Genomic DNA, 23,418 nt, shown 5'->3' on the forward strand with positions numbered 1-23,418 from the left:
TACCAACGCCCTGCCTGGCTTCACTGACATCGTGGACGCTGCATGGACCGGTGCTGGTACTATCAAGGTATCCTACCCTGCTACCACAGCGGCTGGTACCTATGATTTCGTACTGACCGTTCAGGACGCCAACAACGCAGGTTGCGTATTCACCAAAAACTTCTCTGTGAAAATCATGCAGCCTTCCACACCGCCTACCGGCATCAGTGTGAATGCAGCTGAGATTTGCGACAAAGGAGATGTAGTGTTGACTATCCAGGGTGGCAGCCTCGGCACAGATGAAAACGGTGCCACCAATGCTACCTGGAAATGGTATATCAACGGCTGCCCGGGAACTCCCGGCAGCATAGCGGTAACTCCTGATGCCATCAGCGCAGACGGCCGGACCGCAACCTTTAAAAATGTATCTGTCACCACTACATGGTTTGTACGTGCTGAAAGCACCGGCGCCTGCGGTAACACTGCCTGCGCATCTGCCAAAGTAATTGTGTACGAACTGCCTGCCAAAGCAAATGCAGGAGAAGACAAAACTTTCTGTAACATTACAACAGACCTGAAGCTGGAAGGTAATGATCCGAAAGCTGCCGGCGCAACCGGTACCTGGACGACCAACAACCCGAAAGCCATCATCCGCAATCCGAACCAGCCGGTAACCAATGTATACCTGCCAATTGGAGAAACAGCCACCTTCACCTGGACTATCACCAACGGTGTATGCGCAGTGACCAGCGACGATGTAGTGCTGACCAACTACGAAACACCTGCCGTTGCCAATGCCGGTGCTGATCAGGAACATTGTGATGATGAAAACTTCACCCTCGACGGTAACGCACCTACGCAGTTTGGCGCTTCCGGTACATGGACAGCCTCTACTACTACCGGTGTTACCATCGATCAGCCAAACAACGCTAAAACCAAAGTGACCGTGAAAGCCGGTATCACTGTAACCTTCACCTGGACCATCACCAATGGTACCTGCGCGGCTACCTCAGACAACGTAGTTGTCACCAACTACGCTACCGCAGCAGACGCCAATGCCGGTCCGGACCAGGAAGCATGTAACCAGGCAGGCGACTTCGTGATGAGCGCCAACGCACCAAGCGTACCAACTGCTACAGGAATGTGGAAAGACATCAGCCGTATACCGGGAAGAGCGGTGATCAAACAACCGACCAACCCGCTGACCGCTGTAACAGTGCCCGTTGGCGACACCGTGGTACTGGAATGGACCATCACCAACGGTACATGTAAAACCACTTCCAGCAGAGTAACTATTATTAACTACAAAGCAGCTGCCGTTGCCTACGCCGGTGCTGACCAGGAAAAATGTAATACCAATGCCGACTTTGTAATGGACGCCAATCAACCCGGCTCCTCCAGTGCAACAGGCACCTGGACAGACATCAGCCGTGTACCAGGCAGAGCTACTATCTACGAGCCGAATAACCCGGCCACTAAAGTGAAAGTGCATGTAGGCGATACCGTTATCCTTCAATGGACCATCGCCAACGGCAAATGTGCCAGCTCTTCCAGCCAGGTGACACTGATCAACTATGCGAAAGCCCTCGACGCCAACGCAGGCCCCGATCAGGAAGCTTGTAACCAGCTGATGGACTTCACCCTCGCAGCTGACGCTCCAAGCGTACCGAGCGCAACAGGTTTCTGGTCTATCATCAAAGGAACAGCTGTCATCAGGTCTATCAACAGCCCTGTGTCAAAAGTGAAAGTAAATCCGGGCGATACCGTAACCCTGCGCTGGACCATCACCAACGGTGTATGTAGCTCCACTTGGGACGATGTGACCCTGATCAACTACCTGACACCGGTAGCCGCTAACGCCGGCCCTGACCAGGAACATTGCAACGACGCTACCTTCATTATGAATGCCAGCGATCCGGGCGTACCAGGCGCCAAAGGCGTATGGGTAGTCACCAGCAACAACGCTTCGCTGATCACTATCAGCAACGCCACTGACAGGAAAGCAACCATTACCGTACCTGCCGGTGAAACAGCACAGCTGACATGGGTAGTAAGCAACGGTAAATGTGCTGCCACCAGCTCCAGTGCTACACTGATCAACCGTAAACCGATTCTGGGCAATACCATCCTGGCGGACCAAACGGTATGTATGACTGAAACGCCGGGCGCTATCCGTGGCAACGCCCTCTCCGGAGGTAACGGCACCTACACTTACGTATGGCAACAAAGCACTGCCGGTGCAGCCGGACCGTTCACCAACATCCCGGGCGCTACCGCCGATACCTATCAGCCAGGTCAGCTGTCCGCAGATATCTGGTACAGAAGACTGGTATCCTCTGGTGCATGTATCAACAACATCAGCAACGTGGTGAAAATCACCGTTGTCAATAAAGCACCGTTCGCAGTGTCTGAACCTCCTGCTATCACTACCGAATGTGTACAGGGTAAAGACTACACTGCCCTCTTCGGTAAACCGGTGTTCAGCCACGCACCTTATGATGACGTGTCCCTGAGTGTGACCTATAATGATGTGACCACCGTCACTTCACCATGTCTCACGACCATCACCCGTACATGGACTGCCATCGACAGATGCGGCCTGTCTGCCAAAGCGTCTCAGACTATCACCATCGTGGATACCAAAGCACCGGTGTTCATCACCCCTGCTCCGGCCAACATTACTGTTGATTGTGACAAGGTGCCTGCGAAAGTAGATCTGATCGCAAAAGACGACTGTGCCGGCAACATCACTATCCCTGTGGTGGAAGTACGGAAAGACATCCCGGGCGCCTGCGGCAATAACTACCAGCTGGTCCGCACCTGGACAGCGAAAGATGCCTGCAACACCGGTGTAACACTGACACAGATCATCACCGTGAAAGACATGACTGCTCCGGTATTCACTATGCAGCCACCAGCTGACGCTACAGTGGATTGCGATAAAGTACCGACCGGCATCAACCTGACCGCTACCGATAACTGTACTCCAGGCATCATCACCGTTGCCTCCAGAGACTCTATCGTTCGCAAGGCAGGCATGTGCAACAGCAACTACACCATCTTCCGCAAATGGACAGCATTGGATGAATGCGGCAACGGTAGCACTGTACAACAGATCATCCGCGTACAGGACACCACCAGACCAGTATTCTCCATGCCTGCGCCAAAAGACACCGTGGTAGATTGTGATAAAGTACCAGCATGGCCAGTGATCTCCGCTACAGACAACTGCTCCGGTAGCATCCAGGTGATCACCAGCTCCAAAACACAAAGAACACCGGGAGATTGCGCCGGTAACTACCTGGAAATCCGTACCTGGACAGCGACTGACGATTGCGGCAACAAAGCCACCATGCAGCAGACCATCCGCGTACAGGATACCACTAAACCGGTATTCACCGTACTCCCTCCAAGAGACACCACGGTGAACTGCGATGCTATCCCCGCCCCTGTTACCAATGTGACAGCTACGGACAACTGCAGCGCCAACGGCAGCGGTCTGACCGTAACACGTCAAACTATTACAGAAACCATCGCTGGTGCATGCGGCAACAACTACCGCATCATCAGAACATGGACCGCGAAAGACGCTTGCGGTAACATCGCAACGGTAAAACAGGTAGTAACCGTACAGGATACCACCAGACCAGTGATCATGCCTGCCCCGGCAGATGTGACCATCTACTGTCAGGACCCGATCCCGGCGCCGGTGACCTTAACCGCCACCGACAACTGTGACCCGGCCTTCCCGAAAAAAGCAGTATACAGCGAGGACCCGTTTGTGAAAGACATCTGTAACGGCTATACGATCGTAAGAAGATGGAGCATCACAGACGCCTGCGGTAACAAAGCCAACGATGTTATCCAACGCATCATCATCAAACCTTGTCCGAAACCGCAGCTGAACGCTACCCTGCCGGCCAACTGCTCCGATAACCCGAGAGTAGCCCTGCAACCGGTAGGCAACGTGAACCTGCCAACCTTTACCCTGGTGGCCGTAACACCTGCCAACGCAGTAACAGGCCTGCCGTTGACACAACGCAGCAATCAGTTCAACCTGAACGGTGCGACTTCTGCCTCCTTCATCATGACGGACGGTAAAACAGGTTGCTCTTCCGATACCATGACTTACCAGCTGAATTACATTCAGAAACCGGTAGTCGACCTCGGCAAAGACACCACCATCTGCGGCGGCAACAGCCTCGTACTCGATGCAGGCGCTTCCAACTTTGCCTACACCATCAAGTGGTCTACCGGTGAAACAACACAACGGATCAAGATCACCAAGGCAGGCACTTACTGGGTTAATGTCAGCAACGGCCAGTGTATCACCAGCGATACCATTAAAGTAGGGCTCATCCCCACTCCGCTGGTAACTATTCCGGACACCACCATCTGCCGTGGCCAATCCGTGAAACTGGACGCTTATGTAGACGGCGCCACTTATCTCTGGAGCACCGGTGCTACCACCTCTTCCATCCTCGTCAGCACACAGGAACAATTCTGGGTGAAAGTGATGAAGAGCGCCTGTATCACTATCGACACCGTGAAAGTGAGCGTAAATCCGCCACCGGACATCACCCTGAGCCGCGACACTGCGATCTGTCCTGACCAGTCCATCATGCTCACCGTTACTTCCAACGGCGGCCGCATCAAATGGCAGACAGGCGAAACCAGCAACTCCATCATCGTCAACAAACCAGGCGGTTACTGGGTGGCTGTAAGCAGAGACAACTGCGTGGTAAAAGATACCGTTAACGTAAGAATGAAACCGGGTATCCAGGTAGACCTCGGCCCTGACAGGAACATCTGCCCTGACGGCACCGTTACCTTCAACGGCACCAACACAGACGCAATATCCTACCTCTGGAACGATGGCGACACCAACCCTGTCAAACAGGTAAGCCAAGCCGGCAAATACAAACTGGCCGTGATGGACCGCTTCTGCCAACGGGTATATCTCGACAGCGTGAACGTAAACATCACCGGTGTACCGAAAATCAACCTGGGCAACGATACCGTGATGTGTATAGGCGAAACCCTGACACTCCGCGCTGAGGGCAACGGCATCACCAGCGTCCGCTGGGATAACGGCAGCACCTCGCCCACCCTGCAGGTTACCAATGGTGGCACTTACACAGTGACCGTGTTTAATGATTGCGGCAGCGCAACAGACGACATCAGAGTCAACTTCACACAGTGCGAACCGAAACCGCAGTTCCCGAACGCCTTCTCACCAAATGGTGACGGACGGAACGATGTGTTCAGACCAATAGTACGCGGACCTATGTTCGACTACGAACTGCGGATCTTCAACCGCTGGGGCGAACTGATCTTCATCTCCTCCGACAGCCACAAAGGATGGGACGGTAAGTTCAAGGGCAGCCCGGTAGATATTGGCACCTACGTATGGTGGCTCACCTACAAAAAAGTAGCCGGCGGCGCTTCCAATGTTATCAAAGGCGAAGTGACCGTGGTAAGATAAAAGTGTAATCGAATACTCCTGTTGCAGAAAGCATAAGGCCTCCGGGCTTTATGCTTTCTGCTTTTAAGACACCCTGCCATTCCCTTTTTTGTAATTCTTTCCCTATCATTGTCCTTTAATTTTATCAGGCTTATGTTCAAGTATTGTGTCAGTGTGTTGTTGTTGACAGCATGCAGTGTGCTGCCAGGGAAAGCGCAGTATACCGGTAACCTCGACCTGGTCCCGCGTCCCACACAGGTGACGGCAGGTACCGGCTTTTTTCATCTCAACGGCCAGGGACTTATTTTCCCGGGAAAAGATTTCCGGCAGGCCACGCAGCTGCTGAAAGAAATGGGCGCCTTCCCCACCAATGGGAAAACCCGTTCCACCATTATCTTCAGACAAGCTAACGCCCACGCCATACCCCATCCTGATGGATATCGCATCCGGATCTCTCCCACAGCGGTCACCATCGACGCCCGCAGCAACGCCGGCGCTATCAATGCCGCGCTGGCCATCGTACAACTCAGCTGGCTGCAGCCCAACCGCTCACTGCTGCCCTGCGCAGACATCGCTGACCAACCTCGCTTCCGATACCGCGGCGTACATCTCGACGTGTCCCGCAACTTTTTCCCGGCGACATACATCAAACGGTTTATCGATCTGATGGCACTTTACCGGATAAACACTTTCCACTGGCATCTCACCGATGGAGCCGGCTGGCGGCTGGAAATCAAAAAGTATCCGGCACTCACCCAACAGGCTGCATGGCGCACCGCCGGCAACTGGAAAGACTGGAGAAAAGGCGACCGCCGCTATTCCCATGAAGGCGACCCTAACGCCTACGGCGGATATTATACACAACAGGAAGCAAAGGAAATCGTGGCCTATGCCGCAACAAGGGGAATCACCGTGGTGCCGGAAATAGAAATGCCCGGTCACTCAGAAGAAGTGCTGGCCATGTACCCTGAGCTCTCCTGCTCCGGTATCCCTTATAAAAATTCAGAGTTCTGCCTCGGTAATGACTCAACATTTTATTTTCTCCAGAACGTACTGGACGAAGTAATAGCCATCTTCCCTTCCAAATACATTCATATCGGCGGCGATGAAGCTTCTACCAAAGCGTGGAAACAATGCCCGAGGTGCCAGCAGCGCATCCACACGGAACATCTTAAAGACGAAAAAGAATTACAGAGCTACGCCATCCGCCGGATGGAAAAATTCCTGATCTCCCGCCATCGCAAACTGCTCGGCTGGGACGAGATACTGGAAGGTGGCCTTGCTCCGGAGGCTACTGTCATGTCATGGCGCGGTGAAAGCGGCGGTATCGCGGCAGCGAAAGCCGGCCACGACGTAGTCATGACGCCCGGCGCCTATTGTTATTTCGACAGTTATCAGGCCGATCCCGTTACACAACCAGAAGCTATCAGCGGATTCCTTCCATTGGAAAAAGTGTATAGTTATGAACCGGTGCCCCGGGAGCTGGACAGCACGGCAGCAAAACATGTATTGGGCGCACAAGCCAATATCTGGACGGAGTACATCCCTAATTCCTATCACCTGGAATACATGTCCTATCCCAGGGTGATAGCATTATCCGAGGTCGTTTGGTCAGATACGCTGCATAAAAATTGGGAAGACTTCCATCGGCGGATACAGTCACACTATCTCTTACTGCAACGGCTAAACGTAAACTATTACCGGCCCTCTTACGCGGTGAACATCCATCCGGAAATCAATACCGCACAGCATGAAGCGGCCATCACTTTCAGCACGGAACAATATCAGCCACAGATACGTTACACGCTGGACGGCTCCACGCCTACTCCACAGTCAACGTTGTACAACGGCCGCTTTATGGTAAAAGGCTCCGCTGTGGTAACGGCTGCCATCTTCCAGGACACGGTGCTGCAAGGCAAACCAGCGGTGTTGGCGGTAGACGATCATATCGCACTGGGCAAAAAAGTGATCTATAACAGACCCTACAACGAAAAATACGCAGCACAGCGCGAGGCTACTTTAGTGAACGGATACAAAGGTTCGCTGACCTACGGAGACGGCCAGTGGCAAGGGTTCCTGGGCGATATGGACGTCACGGTGGACCTGGAAAAAGTAACGCCGCTGCATAGCCTGTCCCTCAATTTTATGCAACTGACCGGGCCCGGCGTTTATATCCCGGCATGGGTGGAAGTGCAGCTATCAGACGATGGTCAAAACTTCCGGACGGTACAACAGATCAACAATGATGTTCCGGTCACCTTGTCTACACTGGCTTTTAAAGATTTTAAATTCAATTTCAATCAACAGCAGGCACGTTACGTGCGCATCCACGCGAAGAACGAACAACGTGGATTTATGTTCACCGACGAGATCATCATCTACTGATAAAAAAAATCCCCGCAAAGCACTGTCAGCGGCTTTGCGGGGATATATAATTTTAATCTTTCTTAGTGGCTGGCGCGAATAATGCGGCTGCGTTCATAGTCCACCATGCCGTTAAAACCATTCACCGGTTTCAATGACGGGATCGCCTGACGCAAGTCACTCAGTTCAGTACTGGCCACACGGGCGCCGGACGTATAACTGCCGGTGGTCAGATAATTGACGATTGCTATCAGATTAGCGTCTTTCCGTGTATTTCCCCAGGCCACGTCCACGTAATCGTTGGCAGGTGCATCCACGTTGATACCTGCAAAATATCCTCCCACGCCATTGGCATTTTTTGTCTCGAAGTTAATAGCATAAAGGTCTGCCAGGTATTTCTTATTGTGATTCTGGTCATAAACAGAAATATTAAAATCGATAAAACCGACCGGTTTACCATATGTTTTAGATCCCACCAGTTTTACAGGCATATACGGTTTCAGGTTGTTCAGCGTCAGCTCACTGGCCGATGCCGTGTTACCGGTTGTAATGAAAAACACATTGTCCAGATTGAGTTTGCTGGTAGCGGCTGCGAATTTGGTGGTGGTGGTCAGATTAACGTCCGATATATGCGCCATCAGTTTGTCATTGAAGATGGTGTTGTACATCAGCTGACCGGCTGCTGCAGGCGGAGCGATCGCATTATCAAGATATTCCGCTGTTGACACCGCGCCTCCCCCGTTGTAGCGGAAATCCACCACCAGGTTGTTAATCCCCTGCGATGCAAATTTGGCGAACAGCTGGTCCAGCACCGTCCGGGTATAGGTGTCCTGGCCGGTACTATTGATAATGCTGGAGAAAGTATACATGGAGAAATATCCCACTTTCTTCGCGATGTTATTTTTATCGATCACCGTAAACACCGTGTCAAACACCACCGGATTGATGCTATAGCTGGTAGTGGTGAGGGTTTTGGTGATGGTGCTGCCATCGGGCCGTTTGAACCCGAGCGTTACTGAAGTACTGTTGAAGATAGCATTGTACAACGACTGCAGGAAGGGCTGACTGGTGGATATATTGCTGTTACCGTTCACGGAAATGATTTCCCATCCGCGGGTAACGCCGATTTGTCCGGCCGGCCCGTTCTTGTCTGCGTATAATATAAATATGCGGGCATTGTTGCTGTTGTCCAGTGCCACGCCATAATCCAGTCCGTAATCGCCGTTGTTGGTGGCCGCAAAGGTCTGTGCAGAGATGCCGTTCATTAGTTTGTTGGTCAGCACGCCATTGCGGTCCAGGAAGCTGTAATGATCGTACGGCTGTGTGGTGGCCGGATTAATGGCATATGATTTCATGACGGACAACAGGCTGTCGGCATTGGCATATTTAGTGTCCAGCGGGTTGAGGGCCGGCACCTGGGAATACCAGTAGTAGGTAGGCAATCCGGCAGATGCATTGCGGCCGCCGTCTGCATAGGAGACTTGCATGATCTGGTACGTCAGGTACTTCAGGGAATCTTCATACGCCGATGCAGGCTTACTGGTGGTGTCTATACCCGACGGTGTGGGCTGCGATCCCTTGTTGTCTTTGCGGCACGCCGTCCATAAAAGCACACAGGCAGCGCCGGCAAGGGCTATCCTGGCTCCTGAGGTAAACAGATTTCTATGCATAATAACGGTTAAGACTAATTGAAATGTTACGGATGCGCCGCCAATGTCTGTCTTGTCCAGAATTCTGTTGAAAAGAACAGCATCATTTTCATGCGGGTCTCTTCATCCGGCATCGCTGGCGCACCGCCATCCTTGTTTGCTTTGGCTTGTTTCTCCCGCAGGATTTTCTCCTGTTCACGACGTTCGGTCGCGCTCAGGGAGTTTACTTTAAAACGGTAAGCTACCGGTTTATCGTATCCGGCAGGGATGCCTGCCACAGAAAGTGGTACGGCCAATTCGCAGACCAGGTTGCCTGCCGCGTCAAAAGCAGCCGCAGTACGGATGCCATTGGTATTGTTGACCGGTATGTTACCGTCTGTTACGCCGGTAAGCCCTTCCACCTTGATCTCCTTCACATTTGCAAGGGCCTGTCTTCTCCACTCCTCAGCCAGCTTCTGGCGGGATTCCTGTGGTACGTCGGGGGCATTATTGATTTCCCCTACCAGCGGGAAAGTGATCATGGCGCCTCCTTTCTTCTTCCCTGTGGGATTGATGGAGACACTCAGTCCGGACCGCAAAATACGTTGCTGGCTTATCTTATCAGGCACGCTCACGATCAGGAACAGGGTGTCCTTATTATTGGCGATCGTATAAAAGAGTTTGGTATCGTTGTTATAAAACTGCAGTGGCTTGGGCCATTCTGTTGCCTGGCCATCGATGTGGATGTTCTCTGGGGCCCATTTATTAGGCTCACTGTCCTGCGCGTTTACATTTACCTGCCATAGCAGTGCGGCTGTTAGTGCTACCCCTGCCATGCGTACGTTGATACTGTTCATGCTTTTGTTTTGATTGCTGTTTACGCTTGCAAGGATAACAAACAAATCTGAAACAATTTACATAAAAAGCGGGGAAGGCAGGAAAAAGAATCGATGAAACGGTCAGTCGGGAAGACAGAACCGGTATTTGGGGATTTTAAAGATTTTGTTATTTGATTATTTACAGGCTGCCACGGAAAGGTAGCCCATAAATAACCAAATAACAAAATAGGAAAATTCAATTAATAGAGCAGTCTGGCTTTGATCGTATGTTTCACGTCTTTCAGCAATGCCAGGGCTTCCTGGGACAGCTGCCGGTCTACGTCGAGCACTACATAACCAATCTGATCATTGGTTTTAAGGTACTGTCCGAGGATATTGATTTTATTTTCAGACAGGGCAGTGTTGATGGCAGACAGTACGCCCGGCACGTTCTGGTGTACATGCAGGATACGATGGGTGTTTTCGATTGGCGGCACGCTGATGGCAGGCACGGTATGGGACCCAAAGCTGGCACCTTTCTCGAGATAGTTGAGCAGTTTGGCGCTTACGTCCAGGCCGATGTTATGCTGCGCTTCTTCCGTACTGCCACCGATATGCGGTGTCAGGATCACGTTGGACAATTTCTGCAGTGGGGTGCTGAACGCAGCACCGTTTTTTTCCGGTTCTACAGGAAACACGTCTACTGCGGCACCGGACAGCTGACCGCTTTCCAGCGCTTCTTTCAGGGCTTCCAGGTCAACTACTTCTCCCCTGGCGTAGTTCAGGAAGATGGCGCCTTTTTTCACATAGGAAAGGGTTTCCCGGTTGATCATCATCTCGGTGGACCTGTTGGAAGGCACATGGAGGGAGATGATGTCCGCCTGTTCAAACAGCTCTTTCAGGGAGCGCTGCTGTACAGCGTTGCCCAGCGGCAGTTTGGTTTCCGCGTCATAATACATCACGTTCATGCCCATTCCTTCGGCCAGCACGCTCACCTGGCTGCCGATGTTGCCATAGCCGACGATACCGAGCGTTTTACCTCTCAGCTCATAACTGCCCTTGGCTTCTTTCATCCAGATGCCGTTATGCGCGGCCGCATTTTTATCAACGATACGACGGATCAATACAATAGACAACCCAATCACCAGTTCAGCTACAGAACGGGTATTGGAATAAGGGGCGTTGAAAACGGCCACACCATGTTCTGTGGCTGCTTTAAGGTCTACCTGGTTGGTACCGATACAAAAACAACCGATGGCCTGCAGCTTTTTTGCAGCCTCCAACACTTTGCGGGTGACTTGTGTTTTGGAACGGATACCTAATAAATGAACATCCTTGATTTCGTTGATCAGATCTGCCTCACTGAGCGCTCCGGCCACTTTGCGTACCGAATAGCCTGCAGCGGTGAATTCTGCCACAGCGGCGTCACTGATATTCTCCAACAATAAAATGCTGATCTTTTCTTTCGGATAACTTGTAGACTTTACCTGTTCCATAATATTATTAAGAATTATATGTATATTTTATCCTTGCAATTGGCTTAATAATTGCGGTTACGCGGGACAACAAACAAGGCACAAACCTACTCTATGTTGGGGAATAATCAAATACTGTCATAGTCAAATTCGATTTTTATCAAAAAAACAGGTATCTACCCCTCGTTTTTTTGATGATTTAATAATCAACGGGCTTAAAAATGTATTAAAAGCGGGTTGGATGCCTGGTAATATTTGGTACACATTGACAATGAGTATAATTTTAACGCCTTGAAAATATTGAGAGAGAATAAGCATTAAGTAAGTCAGTGAATCACCTCTAATGAAGCGATTGAAAGCAGTAAGCATCATCTTATCTATCACGGGAATTGCCATTATCTCCAGCTGCCAGGGCAATGCAGCACGCAAGGAAGCGAACAGAAAAAAAGCCATATCAGACAGCACGCTGTATACGCTTAATCTAACAGAAGCACAGCGGGAAGCTGTGCTTAAAGCACCACGCACCGTGCAATTACAACGGGAACTGAATGCATTTTATACCGGGAAACTCTTGCGCAGCGGCTTTAACGGCGCTATCCTGGTAGCTAAAAAAGGCGTTATCATTTTTGAACAATACCATGGTTTGGAAAACTACCGAACTAAAACACCGGTAGTAGACAGCTCCGCCTTTCAACTGGCATCAGTCTCCAAAACCTTTACCGGCGCAGCTGTGCTGTGGCTGGCAGAAAAAAAGAAACTGAGCCTCGAAGATTCCATTCAGAAATTCTTCCCCGAATTCCCCTACAAAGGGATCAATGTACGCATGCTGCTGAACCACCGCAGCGGCCTGCCCAACTATCTTTATTTCTGCGACAGCCTCTGGAAAGACCAGGCAGCTTTTATTACCAACGATCAGGTGATCCGCCTGATGGAACAACACAAGCCGCCCATCCAGCACCTGCCCGACACACACTTCCAGTATTGCAATACCAACTATCTCCTGCTGGCCTCCATTATAGAAAAGGCCACCGGGCAGAAATACGCAGACTTCATGCAGCAAACTTTTTTCAAGCCGCTGCAGATGGTCAATACTTTTGTTTATGACCCGGCTTCAGCGACACGGCGTCATCAGACCCAAAGCCATAAATACAATGGCCAGGCTGAACCAGATACATACTTCGATGGCGTAATGGGCGACAAAGGCATTTACAGCACCGCCCGTGACATGCTCAAATGGGACCAGGCGTTGTATTCCGGCCAACTGCTGGATTCTGCCACGCTGAAAGCCGCCTATACCCCCTACAGCCATGAAAAACCCGGCATCCGCAATTACGGCCTGGGATGGCGTTTGATGGTATATCCTGACAGCACCAAAAACATTGTGTACCACAATGGCTGGTGGCATGGTAATAACACCGTGTTTTATCGCTTTGTACAAGACACTACTACCCTGATCATCCTGGGCAACAAATACAACCGTGGTATTTACCAGGCGGTGAAGCCTATCCGCGAAATGATGGGCCATGGCGATGGTGAAGAAGCCGGTGCAGAATAGATCACGTAGGATAAAATGTATATAAACCAAGGGGCGAAGATCAATAATGACCTTCGCCCCTTGGTTATTTTATGTTGATGGATATTCGTCGTTTACCCGTGTTTGCGGTTCGGCAACACGTTGTCCCGCGTCCACGTGATTTCTCCGGTGAAAGCATGTTTCCTCACAGGGCATGCTTCCTTCAGGCAGTAATGGCAACAGGTGGGAATGCAGGGGTCCATATGAATAAAGAATTCCACCTCGCTCCCTTCAAATCCTTTATTGACAAGCACTTCCACCCTCTTCATTTCATCATGTGCTTCCGTCAGCGTGAGGTAATAGGGCATAGTAATATGACAATCGATATGGTAGTTGTTGCCGTATTGTTGCACCCGCATGTTGTGAATGTCTATCCAATTGGGCACCCTTTCGGCGGAGAGAATGGCAATTACCTTGTCCACCACCTGCATGTCTGTTTCATCCATCAGGCCGGAAATAGAACGCCGCATGAGCTGATACCCGTTGGTGAGGATAAGGACGCCCATCAATACGGAAACGGCCGGGTCCAGCCAATTCCAGCCGGTGAAATGGATTACGCCCAGCGCGATGAGCAGGCCCACGCTGCTATATACGTCGGTCATGATATGCTGACCGTTACCCCGCAGGGTGATAGAGCCCAGCTTGCGGCCGGAACGGATCAGGTACAGCCCCAGCAGCAGGTTGGCCAGTGTGGTAGAACCCAGCAGCCATAAGCCGCTGCTCATTTCGTGCAGTTCCTTCGGTGAAATAAAATACTGTGCGGCTTTAACAAGGATGAGCACCCCCGCAAAGAAAATCATGGCACCTTCAAAGCCGATGGAGAAAAACTCTACTTTGCCATGCCCGTAGGGGTGATTGGCATCTTTAGGTTTACCGGACAAGTAGATGCTGTAACTCGCAAAACCTCCCGCCACCACGTTAATAATAGACTCCATAGCATCAGAAAGAATGGCCACGGAATGGGTCAGATAGTAAGCCAGGAATTTGGCCATGGTCAGGATGAAACTAACGACAAGCGACACCAGAATGACGCGTAATTCTCTTCTTAGCAAGTAGATCAGATTGTATGGGTGTGAAAGTACAAAGGTACGGTTATTACCGTATTGCTCCCACTGCGGCAGCAGTGAAAATTAATATTCCCGTAACACCGGCCCGCTAAATTTTTACGAAATTAATAAGCTGAAATTTGCCCCCTAACGTAAACCCATAAACGAAATGAACAGTAGAGAAATCCGGGCTAATGCTGTGGTAGACGAACTTTTTGGTTTGTACGAGCAATACGGCCACCATGCCTATGGAGAACAGGTGACTATGCTGATGCACATGATGCAATCCGCCCTCATAGCCGAACAGACCGGTTCAGACGATGAAATGATACTGGCCGCTTTTCTGCACGACATCGGCCATTTCTTTGAAAATGGCGACCAGATGGACATCTATGGTGCGCAGGCACACGATACCATAGGGTACCGTTATCTTACTTCCTGCGGGTTTCCACCAAGAATGGGACAGCTGGTGGCAAGCCATGTGGCCGCAAAAAGGTATCTCACATGGACAGACAGCGCCTACTATGATACGCTCTCAGAAGCGAGCAAGGAAACTTTGCGGTACCAGGGCGGCCCCATGACAGCTTCTGAAGCAAAAGTCTTCCGTGCCGATCCGTTATTCGAACAATACATCCAGTTAAGGATCTGGGACGATATGGGCAAAGATCCGGACACACCGGTACTTCAGCCCGACCTGGACAGGATGCGTACGCGCATGCAGCGTTACCTGCTGGCATATGGACAACTGGGAGATTAATTCTATATTGCCGTAGTATGAAACTCAGAGAAGAAATACTATCGGCCCACAGCAAGGAACATTCCCTTTATATCGCCGGCTGGATTGGTGGTGATGCCAAACGGTTCTCGCAGCTGATGCAGCTGTTTCTGAAAGATGAATACCGGGTGGTGCAGCGAAGCGCCTGGATCATCAGCCTGGTGGCCGACAAACACCCCGAGCTGATGACCCCGCACCTGCCGGAAATGGTGGCCCGTATGGAGACAGCCGGGCTGCCTTCCGCTGTAAAACGAAATGTGCTGCGGGTGCTGCAGCACATGACCCTTCCGTCCGAGCTGCATGGCCCGGTAATGAACGCCTGCTTTCAGTACCTGGAAGACCCGAAGGAAATGATTGCCATCAAGGCCTTTTCCATGACCATACTATCTAATCTCGCACAGGCCTACCCTGACATCAGGAATGAAATACGTATACTGCTGGAAGACCTGCTGGAGCATGACCCTTCTCCCGGTATCCGTTCACGGGCCAAAAAGGTAATGAAGGATATCAGTTGAGAAACGGGCATCGCTTTCAGGGGATTATGGACAGCATTTTAAAATACGCACAGCTGTTGTACCAGCGTTATCTGCAATGCTGCTGCAGCCGTATTTGTCCAACAAAAAAGCGGCACAGCAGGTAGATGATACCTGCCGGTGCCGCTGTATAAATTTGATACCGTTAAGCTTTGTCTTCGGGTTTGCTTTCAGCAACGCGAGGCTCTTTCGGCTCTCTTGGTTCTTTAGGTTCCTTTTCTTTTTTCTTGGCAGCTTTTGGTGCGAAGATGGCGATCATGCGTTTACCTTCCATGGTAGGCATGCTTTCCAGGCCACCTACTTCAGCCAGCCTTTCAGCGAACTTCAGCAGGATCAGTTCTCCACGCTCCTTAAACATGATAGCACGGCCTTTGAACTGTACATAGGTTTTCACCTTGTTACCTTCTTTCAGGAAGTTCTCCGCATGTTTAGCTTTAAAGTCAAAGTCATGATCGTCGGTGTTAGGCGTAAAGCGGATTTCTTTCACCTCGCTTTTGTGCGCCTTCGCCTTCATTTCCTTTTCCTTCTTTTTCTTTTCGTAAAGGAATTTATTGTAGTCGATGATACGGCATACGGGGGGCGCAGCATTAGGGGATATTTCCACGAGGTCGAGGCCTTGTTCCTCGGCCATACGCAGGGCGTCCTCCGTTCTGTAAACGCCGACCTCCACATTTTCACCTACCAGTCTGACCTCAGGAACACGGATCATTCTGTTGGTCCGGTGTTCTTGTTGTTGTTCCCTGCGGAAATTCGGGTTTCTGCCCCGATTATTACCGCCAAAATTTGGTCTGGGTTTTTGTTGCATTAAAAAAATTAAGATTTATTAATTATTGTTCATAGTCCATGGTCCATATCCCACACATGGACCAAAAACAACTTCTACAAAAATAAGGGGAAAATTCCGTGCAATTAACATACCTGAATTCAGGAATGTTCATTGTTTTATATACTTCTTTTCCACATTTAAGTATGTTACTCGATTGGCTTGCGGTTGATCACCTCTTCATTAACCAGTGCAGTAAACTGTTCCAGGGTCATGGTTCCGAGGTCACCTTTGGCTTGCCGGCGAACAGCCACGATATTATCGGCTGCTTCTTTTTCACCGAGAACGAGCATATATGGTACTTTAGCGAGTTCCGTATCGCGGATTTTCTTACCTATTTTTTCGCTTCTGTCGTCAATCTCAGCGCGAATTTCCGCTTTTTTCAGCAATTCTGCTACTTTTTCTGCATAGGCCTGGGTTTTCTCGCTGATGGGCAGGATTTTCACCTGGGTAGGTGCCAGCCATAGCGGGAATTTACCTGCGCAGTGCTCGATCAGCACGGCGATGAACCTTTCCAGGGAGCCAAACGGTGCGCGGTGGATCATTACCGGACGGTGACGCTGATTATCGGCGCCGATGTATTCCAGTTCAAAACGTTCCGGCAGGTTGTAGTCCACCTGGATGGTGCCCAGCTGCCATTTACGGCCAAGGGCGTCTTTTACCATGAAGTCCAGTTTCGGGCCATAGAAGGCAGCTTCACCGTATTCGATCACGGTGTTCAGTCCTTTCTCCGCCGCAGATTCAATGATCGCCTGCTCCGCCAGGTTCCAGTTCTCTTCCGTACCGATGTACTTGCTGCGGTCTTCCTTGTCGCGCAGGGAAATCTGGGCAGTATATTCGGTAAAGCTGAGGCTGTTGAACACGTACATTACCAGATCTATCACTTTCTGGAATTCTTCCTTCACCTGGTCGGGACGGCAGAACAAGTGCGCATCGTCCTGAGTAAACCCTCTTACGCGGGTAAGGCCGTGCAGTTCACCGTGCTGCTCGTAGCGGTATACGGTACCGAATTCCGCGAAACGTACCGGCAGGTCTTTGTAAGACTTCGGAGACCCCTTGTACAGTTCGCAGTGGTGCGGACAGTTCATGGGTTTCAGCATGAACTCCTCGCCTTCTTCCGGTGTGTGGATAGGCTGGAAACTGTCTTTACCATATTTTTCGTAGTGACCAGAAGTCACGTACAGGTTTTTGTTACCGATGTGCGGCGTTACTACCGGCAGGTAGCCGCTGGCCAGCTGTGCTTCCTGGAGGAAACGTTGCAGGCGTTCACGCAGCATGGCGCCTTTAGGCAGCCACATAGGAAGGCCCAGCCCCACTTTCTCAGAGAACATGAACAGTTCCAGTTCCTTGCCCAGTTTGCGGTGGTCGCGTTTCTTCGCTTCTTCGATCAGGGTCAGGTATTCGTCCAGCTCTTTCTGGTTCGGGAACGTGATACCATAGATGCGGGTGAGCATCTTGTTTTTCTCATTACCGCGCCAGTAAGCCCCTGCGATGCTGGTCAGCTTAATGGACTTGATAAAGCCCGTGTTCGGGATGTGCGGGCCACGGCACAGGTCTGTAAAACCGCCCTGGGTATAGAAGGTGATGCTTCCATCGGGCAGTTCATTGATGGTTTCTACTTTGTAGGGATCGCCTTTTTCAGTGAAATAAGCCAGCGCGTCGGCTTTGCTCACGTCCTTGCGAACGTATTCGCTGTTCTTTTTGGACAGCTCTACCATCTTGGCTTCTATCGCTTTCAGGTCCTCTTCGGAGATAGTGCGGTCGCCCAGATCAATATCGTAATAAAAACCGTTTTCAATAGAGGGACCGTAACCCAGTTTCACACCGGGATACAGCGCTTCCAGGGCCTCGGCCATCAGGTGCGCGGAAGAGTGCCACATGGTGGATTTACCATCTGTATCCGTCCACGTCAGGAGCTGCAATGTAGCATCCGTTGTAACCGGGCGTGTAGCGTCCACTACCTGCCCATTAACTTTTGCAGCCAATACTTTACGTGCCAATCCTTCGCTGATGGATTTGGCAATGTCCAATGCAGTTACTCCTGATTCATACTGACGAACTGCGCCATCCGGAAAAGTGATATTTATCATACGTTTTACTGTTAGCGTCATACTTTTTCATATGCGCTATATTTCCTTTATAAAATGTTTGCGAAGTTAAGAAATAGTTTGTTAGCTTTTTGCTTAGTCCGCCAGCGAATTCCAAGGAATTTAAAAATAATGGTCCGCGCAGCGGTGGGGTATCAGTCCGGAAAGTCAACAAAGTCTACAAATATAATGAATTAATGCCACTTTACAAAGCTGTTGACCGGCGGATTATCAGGAAGTTGACAAAATCGTTATTGCGGATCGGGGGTGGTGAGCATTCGCGGACCATACGGCGGGGATGCTGCCGATGACTTATCCTTTCTTTATATTAAGCCACCATGGCCAACTATGTGTATTTCCCCGTTCCATGAGACAGGCCTTCCCTATCCCGTTTTTTATCTTCCGAAGACAGAACTTTTAAAAATTGTTGTGCAAAAAATTGGGTGGCTAAACGACCTATGGTAATTTTTAAATATCATTTAAAAACATTCTTTTTGTATATTTAACAAACAAAAAATGAGCTACATTTTAAAACCAGATCGAAAACCTATACTCGCTGGCGGTAACCTTCGAATTTATAATATTTTAAAGGATGAGCTAAAAATGGATGCTTCAACTGCCCGGGAACTGTGGGCTGAAATGGACGCTGTCCTCAACGATAGGCTGCAGGATATAATACAGTATGCTAAAACGCTGGGCGAAACCAATGAAAAGAGCATCCAGACGGAGGCTGACCAAATCAGGCGACGATTAAACGAAAGGGACAAATCTATCACGGAAAAAAATGAATACTTCAGAAATGAACTGCATAAGATGGATATGAGGCTCGATGAAGAACTTTGGTTCTGGGGCCGCGGCACATGGCGTATTATTTACTGGGTTTTGATTTTGGGCGTTCCGGTTACCTTATTTCTTGTAGACCTCGCCGGTAAACTAAAAAAATAACGATATACTTATTTATCAACCTTGTAAAAACATATCCAATGATCGCAGCAAACGATGAAATCTATAACATTTTCAGAAAAGACCTTCATCTCAGTGAGGAAAAAACCAGACAACTGGTTTCAAAAATGGATACAGCAATCAATAAGGCCCAGGCGGACAAGTTTGCCCTAAAGAGTGAAGTGTCAGAAGTCTCCATCAAATTGGGCTTAGTACAGGATGAAATGAAAGAAATAAAAGTGGAGGTAAAACAGATGAGAGAAAAGCTCGAGGAAATTGTTACCACGCTTTCCGGAAGAGTGGCACTCTATATAACTATAGCTGTTGCATTAGTAGGTTTGTTGATTCGTTTCCTGAAGTAACAACCATCAAAACCTATCACAAACTGGAATTTGTAACCAAAGAACTGGCAGAAAATTCTGAATTTTCAAAAAATATGCTATGACCACCAATAACGACAAAATCTACAATATTTTCAGAAAAGACCTTCATCTGAGTGAGGAAAAAACCAGACAACTGGTCAACTCAATTCGTGACTCCCAGTCCAGTATTTATGTAACGAAAACAGAAACACTGGATTTAACAGTTAAACTGGAAAAGGTAATTATTATACAGGATAATATGCAAAAGGCACTCGAAGAAGTCAAAACTGGCGTCGCGGCGCTAAGTAATGAGATAAAATCCAATTACAAAGACTCAATTAAAAACATATTTGCTGCCGGCTTCATACAATTTATTATTACCGTCAGTGCTTTGATTGGCATCATATCATTTATGCTAAAAAAATAACCCTCAAAACTGAAAATTATACGTCACCGCGGGAATAATCGGAAACAACGACACCTGCTTGGCCTTGACTTTCAGCGATCCATCCACCGCCTTTCCCTCCTGGTCGAAATAAATGAAATATGGATTTTTTCTGCTATATACGTTATAGATCGAGAAAGCCCAGCTGCCCCGGAACCGCCTGTTCTCCCGCTTAGGCTTCGGTGTATAGATAGCTGATAAATCCAGCCGGTTATAAGGCGCCATACGATAAGAATTGATCTTACCATATCCCTGCACCAACGCTCCTTCCATAAAATAGAACTGCTCAGGCATCGTGGTGGTATTACCCGTACCATAGATGAACACGCCGGAGAAAGTCCACCGTTTATTTAATTCATACGTCGCTACGGCCACGAGGTCATGCCGCCGGTCGTATTTCGCCGGGAAACGCTTGCCTTCGTTCAGCATCGGGAACTGCCGCCAGGTCCACGCCAGCGTGTATCCCAGCCAGCCGGTCAATGCGCCTTTTTTCTTATTCACAAAAAGCTCCAGCCCATAAGCCTGCCCCTTGCCAAAAACAAAATCCAGTTCCGGATCGGACAACGACGGCGTATAGCCCTCCCGGTATTCTACCTGGTGGTACATTTCCTTATAGTAAACTTCCGCAGAGGCTTCATAAGTATTATTTTTAAAATTACGGAAATAACCGGCGGAGTATTGCCACGATTGCTGCGGCCTCACCCGGTAAGTACTGGGCACCCACACGTCCGTCGGCAACGTGGTGCCGGCATTGGACACCAAATGTATAAACTGGTAATTGCGCGTAAATGAGGCCTTGACAGCGTTATCATTATTCCATGAATAGCGCAGGATCAGGCGTGGCTCAAAACCTCCGTAATGGGTTACCGGCCGGCCGCGGCCATATTTAACACTGTCCGTCTTCTGACCGGCTGCATCGCGGATATAACGGGTATAAGGCCCTATCTGCATAAAACCGCTGAAACGCACGCCGGCATTAAGTTGCAGATGAGGCGATATCTCCCAGTCGTCCATCAGGTAAGCCCCCACTTCATGCGCATATTTCTTGTAGGCATTTTCCGGTGGGGCAAATACCGTAGAGTCCTGCCCTCCGCTGACGGTGCTCGGCGTAAACACATGGTAAATATAGTTGCCGCCAAACTTAATGTGGTGGCGGGGATTGGCATAATAGTCAAAGTCCAGTTTGGCATTGCCGTCGCTGATGCCGGATGACAGGCGGAGGTTAAAATTATTCTGGAGCGCGCTGAACTGGAATTTATAATCGTTATAAATGAGGGACAGGTTCGCAAACAATTTGCTGTTGAACACATGGTTCCAGCGCAAAGTGGCCGTACTGTTGCCCCATGGGATCTTCACCATGAACTTGCGGTTATCGCTTGAAAAGCTGAAAACATCCCGGCCAAAGTAACCGCTGAGATATAACCGGTCTTTATCAGACAGGATGTAATTCACTTTCATGTTCAGGTCATAGAAGTAATAGCCGGTGCCTTTGTAGGATGAATTATTGACAAAGGGTTTGGTAAGCAGATCGATATATGTACGGCGGGCGGAAACGATAAAAGAAGCCTTGTCTTTTTTAAGCGGCCCCTGTAGTGACAACCGTGAAGCAATCAGCCCTATCCCACCCTCTCCCTGGAAGTTTTTGTTGTTGCCTTCCTTCATATTTACATCCACAACGGAAGACAGCCGGCCGCCGTAATTGGCCGGCATCCCACCCTTGATCAGCGTTGTATTTTTGATCGCGTCTGCATTAAACACCGAGAAAAAACCAAACAGGTGGCCCGTGTTATATACCGGCGCCTCGTCCAGCAGGATCAGGTTCTGGTCAGGTCCGCCGCCACGTACATAAAACCCGGCATTGCCTTCTCCGGCGGCCTGCACACCGGGCATCAGCTGCAGCGCCTTCAGAATATCGGTCTCCCCCATCAATGCGGGGAGCTTTTTTACCTGCTGTGCAGACATTTCCACCCGGCCCATGTCAGTGCTTTTCACATTGGCATGCTGCTGTTGGGCCGTCACCACGACTTCTTTTGCCTGATAGGACCGCGGCAGCAGCTCCATATAACGTATAGTGTTGCCTGTTAGGGTCAGCTCAAGCGGTTTACTTTCATAACCCACAAAAGAAAAAATGATGGTGTAGGTGCCCGGCGACAAAGTGAGGGAATAAAAACCATAAGCGTTGGTTTGGATACCGGTGCTGGTACCTTGTACGTGGACCGTAGCGCCGGGGAGCGATTCGCCGTTGGTACTGTCGCGCACATAGCCACTGACAGTAAAATGCTGTGCCCTGACAGACAAGCATAGAAGGGTCATCAGGAAAGTAACTACATATCTGAAGAATTGCATATTACTGTCTATTGTCGTCCGGCAATAGACAGTAATTTACAATTTACTGATAACTTAAAGTGTCTTTTGTTTCTCCACAATGCAACATTTTATTACCGAAGTAAGGGTTTAAAATGTCCGGTTTTTCGCTTAACCAGTAAGCACCTTTGTCATCAAAGGCCATTGGGCAATATTGGTGATAGACGGTTTTGCCTTTGAGTCCGGTATTTTTTACGAGGTCGAACAACATATCAGAAACCATCTGGAAGGAAGAACGTTTGCCTTCCAGGTCCTGTTCACCTTCGAAGCCCGCCAGTTCAGCGCTGATACTGCCAGTGGTGCCGGTAATGATGCTCAGGTGGCTGCTGTCCATCTGGAGGGTATTCACCGGCAGGCTGTCCATATGCAGCTTCAGGGAAGCCGCCGCAGTATTGGCCGCGAGGCTATCAGCCTTTACCAGCGCGTCTGACAACTGGTAGTAAGCCTGCATGACCAACTGAAGGGAATCGTAATATTGCTGACTGTAGGGCGCCTGTAAAGAGGCCGCCGGTTTAGCAGCCGCCTCTTCGCCGGATTTGGTGGGTGACGGCTGACAACCAAACAAAGCTGCCACTATGCATAATGTTCCTACGGGAACGCCTGATCTGAAATTCATGGGCATTTATTTTCTTCGTCCGCAAAAGTAATAATAATCAGCGGGCATGGAAACAGCGATCAAAACGTTAAAATCTAATCTTCATTAGAATTTTATAATCCACAACTTATTATTTATCAATAAT

Annotated in this window: 16 protein-coding genes; 8 read left to right on the plus strand and 8 right to left on the minus strand. The window is 49.7% G+C overall.

What is annotated here, in order from left to right; genetic code table 11:
- The coding region (locus tag ACTJJS_RS30830) for an HYR-like domain-containing protein (RefSeq protein ID WP_440667627.1) at positions 1-5,464 on the plus strand (5,464 nt) is incomplete at its 5' end.
- A 132-nt stretch (positions 5,465-5,596) separates the two neighbouring features.
- Positions 5,597-7,828: a glycoside hydrolase family 20 protein gene (locus tag ACTJJS_RS30835; protein ID WP_440667629.1), complete on the plus strand. Its 2,232-nt coding sequence runs from the start codon at positions 5,597-5,599 to the stop codon at positions 7,826-7,828.
- A 62-nt stretch (positions 7,829-7,890) separates the two neighbouring features.
- On the opposite strand, the gene ACTJJS_RS30840 is transcribed toward ACTJJS_RS30835, so the two are convergent.
- The 3 genes from ACTJJS_RS30840 to serA all read right to left on the minus strand — a co-directional run bounded on the left by ACTJJS_RS30840 (position 7,891) and on the right by serA (position 11,749).
- A complete protein-coding gene (locus ACTJJS_RS30840; RefSeq protein WP_440667631.1) occupies positions 7,891-9,477 on the minus strand; it encodes a S41 family peptidase in 1,587 nt (528 codons plus the stop codon).
- A gap of 26 nt (positions 9,478-9,503) precedes the next feature.
- Positions 9,504-10,292, minus strand: coding sequence for a hypothetical protein (locus ACTJJS_RS30845; protein WP_440667632.1), 789 nt, complete (start codon positions 10,290-10,292; stop codon positions 9,504-9,506).
- 221 nt (positions 10,293-10,513) lie between these two features.
- Positions 10,514-11,749, minus strand: a complete 1,236-nt coding sequence (gene serA / locus ACTJJS_RS30850) for a phosphoglycerate dehydrogenase (protein ID WP_168875096.1) — start codon at positions 11,747-11,749, stop codon at positions 10,514-10,516.
- A 322-nt stretch (positions 11,750-12,071) separates the two neighbouring features.
- On the opposite strand from serA, the gene ACTJJS_RS30855 reads away from it, so the two are divergent.
- Entirely contained in the window at positions 12,072-13,283 is a 1,212-nt protein-coding gene (locus tag ACTJJS_RS30855) for a serine hydrolase domain-containing protein (RefSeq protein ID WP_247655114.1), read from the plus strand.
- 92 nt (positions 13,284-13,375) lie between these two features.
- On the opposite strand, the gene ACTJJS_RS30860 is transcribed toward ACTJJS_RS30855, so the two are convergent.
- On the minus strand, positions 13,376-14,353 hold the full coding sequence (locus tag ACTJJS_RS30860) for a cation diffusion facilitator family transporter (protein ID WP_440667634.1): 978 nt from the start codon (positions 14,351-14,353) through the stop codon (positions 13,376-13,378).
- Positions 14,354-14,516: 163 nt separating this feature from the next.
- Here ACTJJS_RS30860 and ACTJJS_RS30865 point away from each other — a divergent pair, with 163 nt between their 5' ends.
- Positions 14,517-15,104 carry an HD domain-containing protein gene (locus ACTJJS_RS30865; protein WP_440667636.1) on the plus strand — a complete coding sequence of 196 codons (588 nt, stop codon included), beginning with the start codon at positions 14,517-14,519 and terminating at the stop codon, positions 15,102-15,104.
- Between the two features lie 17 nt (positions 15,105-15,121).
- Entirely contained in the window at positions 15,122-15,637 is a 516-nt protein-coding gene (locus ACTJJS_RS30870; RefSeq protein ID WP_440667638.1) for a hypothetical protein, read from the plus strand.
- A gap of 163 nt (positions 15,638-15,800) precedes the next feature.
- Here ACTJJS_RS30870 and infC read toward each other — a convergent pair whose 3' ends face one another.
- Together infC and thrS are read right to left on the minus strand one after the other, a co-directional pair.
- Positions 15,801-16,460: a translation initiation factor IF-3 gene (infC, locus tag ACTJJS_RS30875; RefSeq protein ID WP_168875092.1), complete on the minus strand. Its 660-nt coding sequence runs from the start codon at positions 16,458-16,460 to the stop codon at positions 15,801-15,803.
- Between the two features lie 167 nt (positions 16,461-16,627).
- Complete coding sequence (gene thrS / locus ACTJJS_RS30880) at positions 16,628-18,568, minus strand: threonine--tRNA ligase (protein ID WP_440667640.1); 1,941 nt, start codon at positions 18,566-18,568, stop codon at positions 16,628-16,630.
- 513 nt (positions 18,569-19,081) lie between these two features.
- Here thrS and ACTJJS_RS30885 point away from each other — a divergent pair.
- The 3 genes from ACTJJS_RS30885 to ACTJJS_RS30895 all read left to right on the plus strand — a co-directional run bounded on the left by ACTJJS_RS30885 (position 19,082) and on the right by ACTJJS_RS30895 (position 20,296).
- Complete coding sequence (locus ACTJJS_RS30885; RefSeq protein ID WP_440667642.1) at positions 19,082-19,510, plus strand: hypothetical protein; 429 nt, start codon at positions 19,082-19,084, stop codon at positions 19,508-19,510.
- Between the two features lie 38 nt (positions 19,511-19,548).
- Positions 19,549-19,869 carry a hypothetical protein gene (locus ACTJJS_RS30890; RefSeq protein ID WP_440667644.1) on the plus strand — a complete coding sequence of 107 codons (321 nt, stop codon included), beginning with the start codon at positions 19,549-19,551 and terminating at the stop codon, positions 19,867-19,869.
- Between the two features lie 79 nt (positions 19,870-19,948).
- On the plus strand, positions 19,949-20,296 hold the full coding sequence (locus ACTJJS_RS30895) for a hypothetical protein (protein ID WP_440667646.1): 348 nt from the start codon (positions 19,949-19,951) through the stop codon (positions 20,294-20,296).
- Positions 20,297-20,299: 3 nt separating this feature from the next.
- Here ACTJJS_RS30895 and ACTJJS_RS30900 read toward each other — a convergent pair whose 3' ends face one another.
- Both ACTJJS_RS30900 and ACTJJS_RS30905 read right to left on the minus strand, forming a co-directional pair.
- On the minus strand, positions 20,300-22,660 hold the full coding sequence (locus ACTJJS_RS30900; protein WP_440667648.1) for a TonB-dependent receptor: 2,361 nt from the start codon (positions 22,658-22,660) through the stop codon (positions 20,300-20,302).
- Positions 22,661-22,703: 43 nt separating this feature from the next.
- Complete coding sequence (locus ACTJJS_RS30905; protein ID WP_440667650.1) at positions 22,704-23,294, minus strand: DUF3347 domain-containing protein; 591 nt, start codon at positions 23,292-23,294, stop codon at positions 22,704-22,706.
- Between the last annotated feature and the right edge of the window lie 124 nt (positions 23,295-23,418).

The sequence above is a fragment of the Chitinophaga sp. 22308 genome, from assembly GCF_052045305.1.
GTDB classification, from domain to species: Bacteria; Bacteroidota; Bacteroidia; order Chitinophagales; family Chitinophagaceae; genus Chitinophaga; species Chitinophaga varians_A.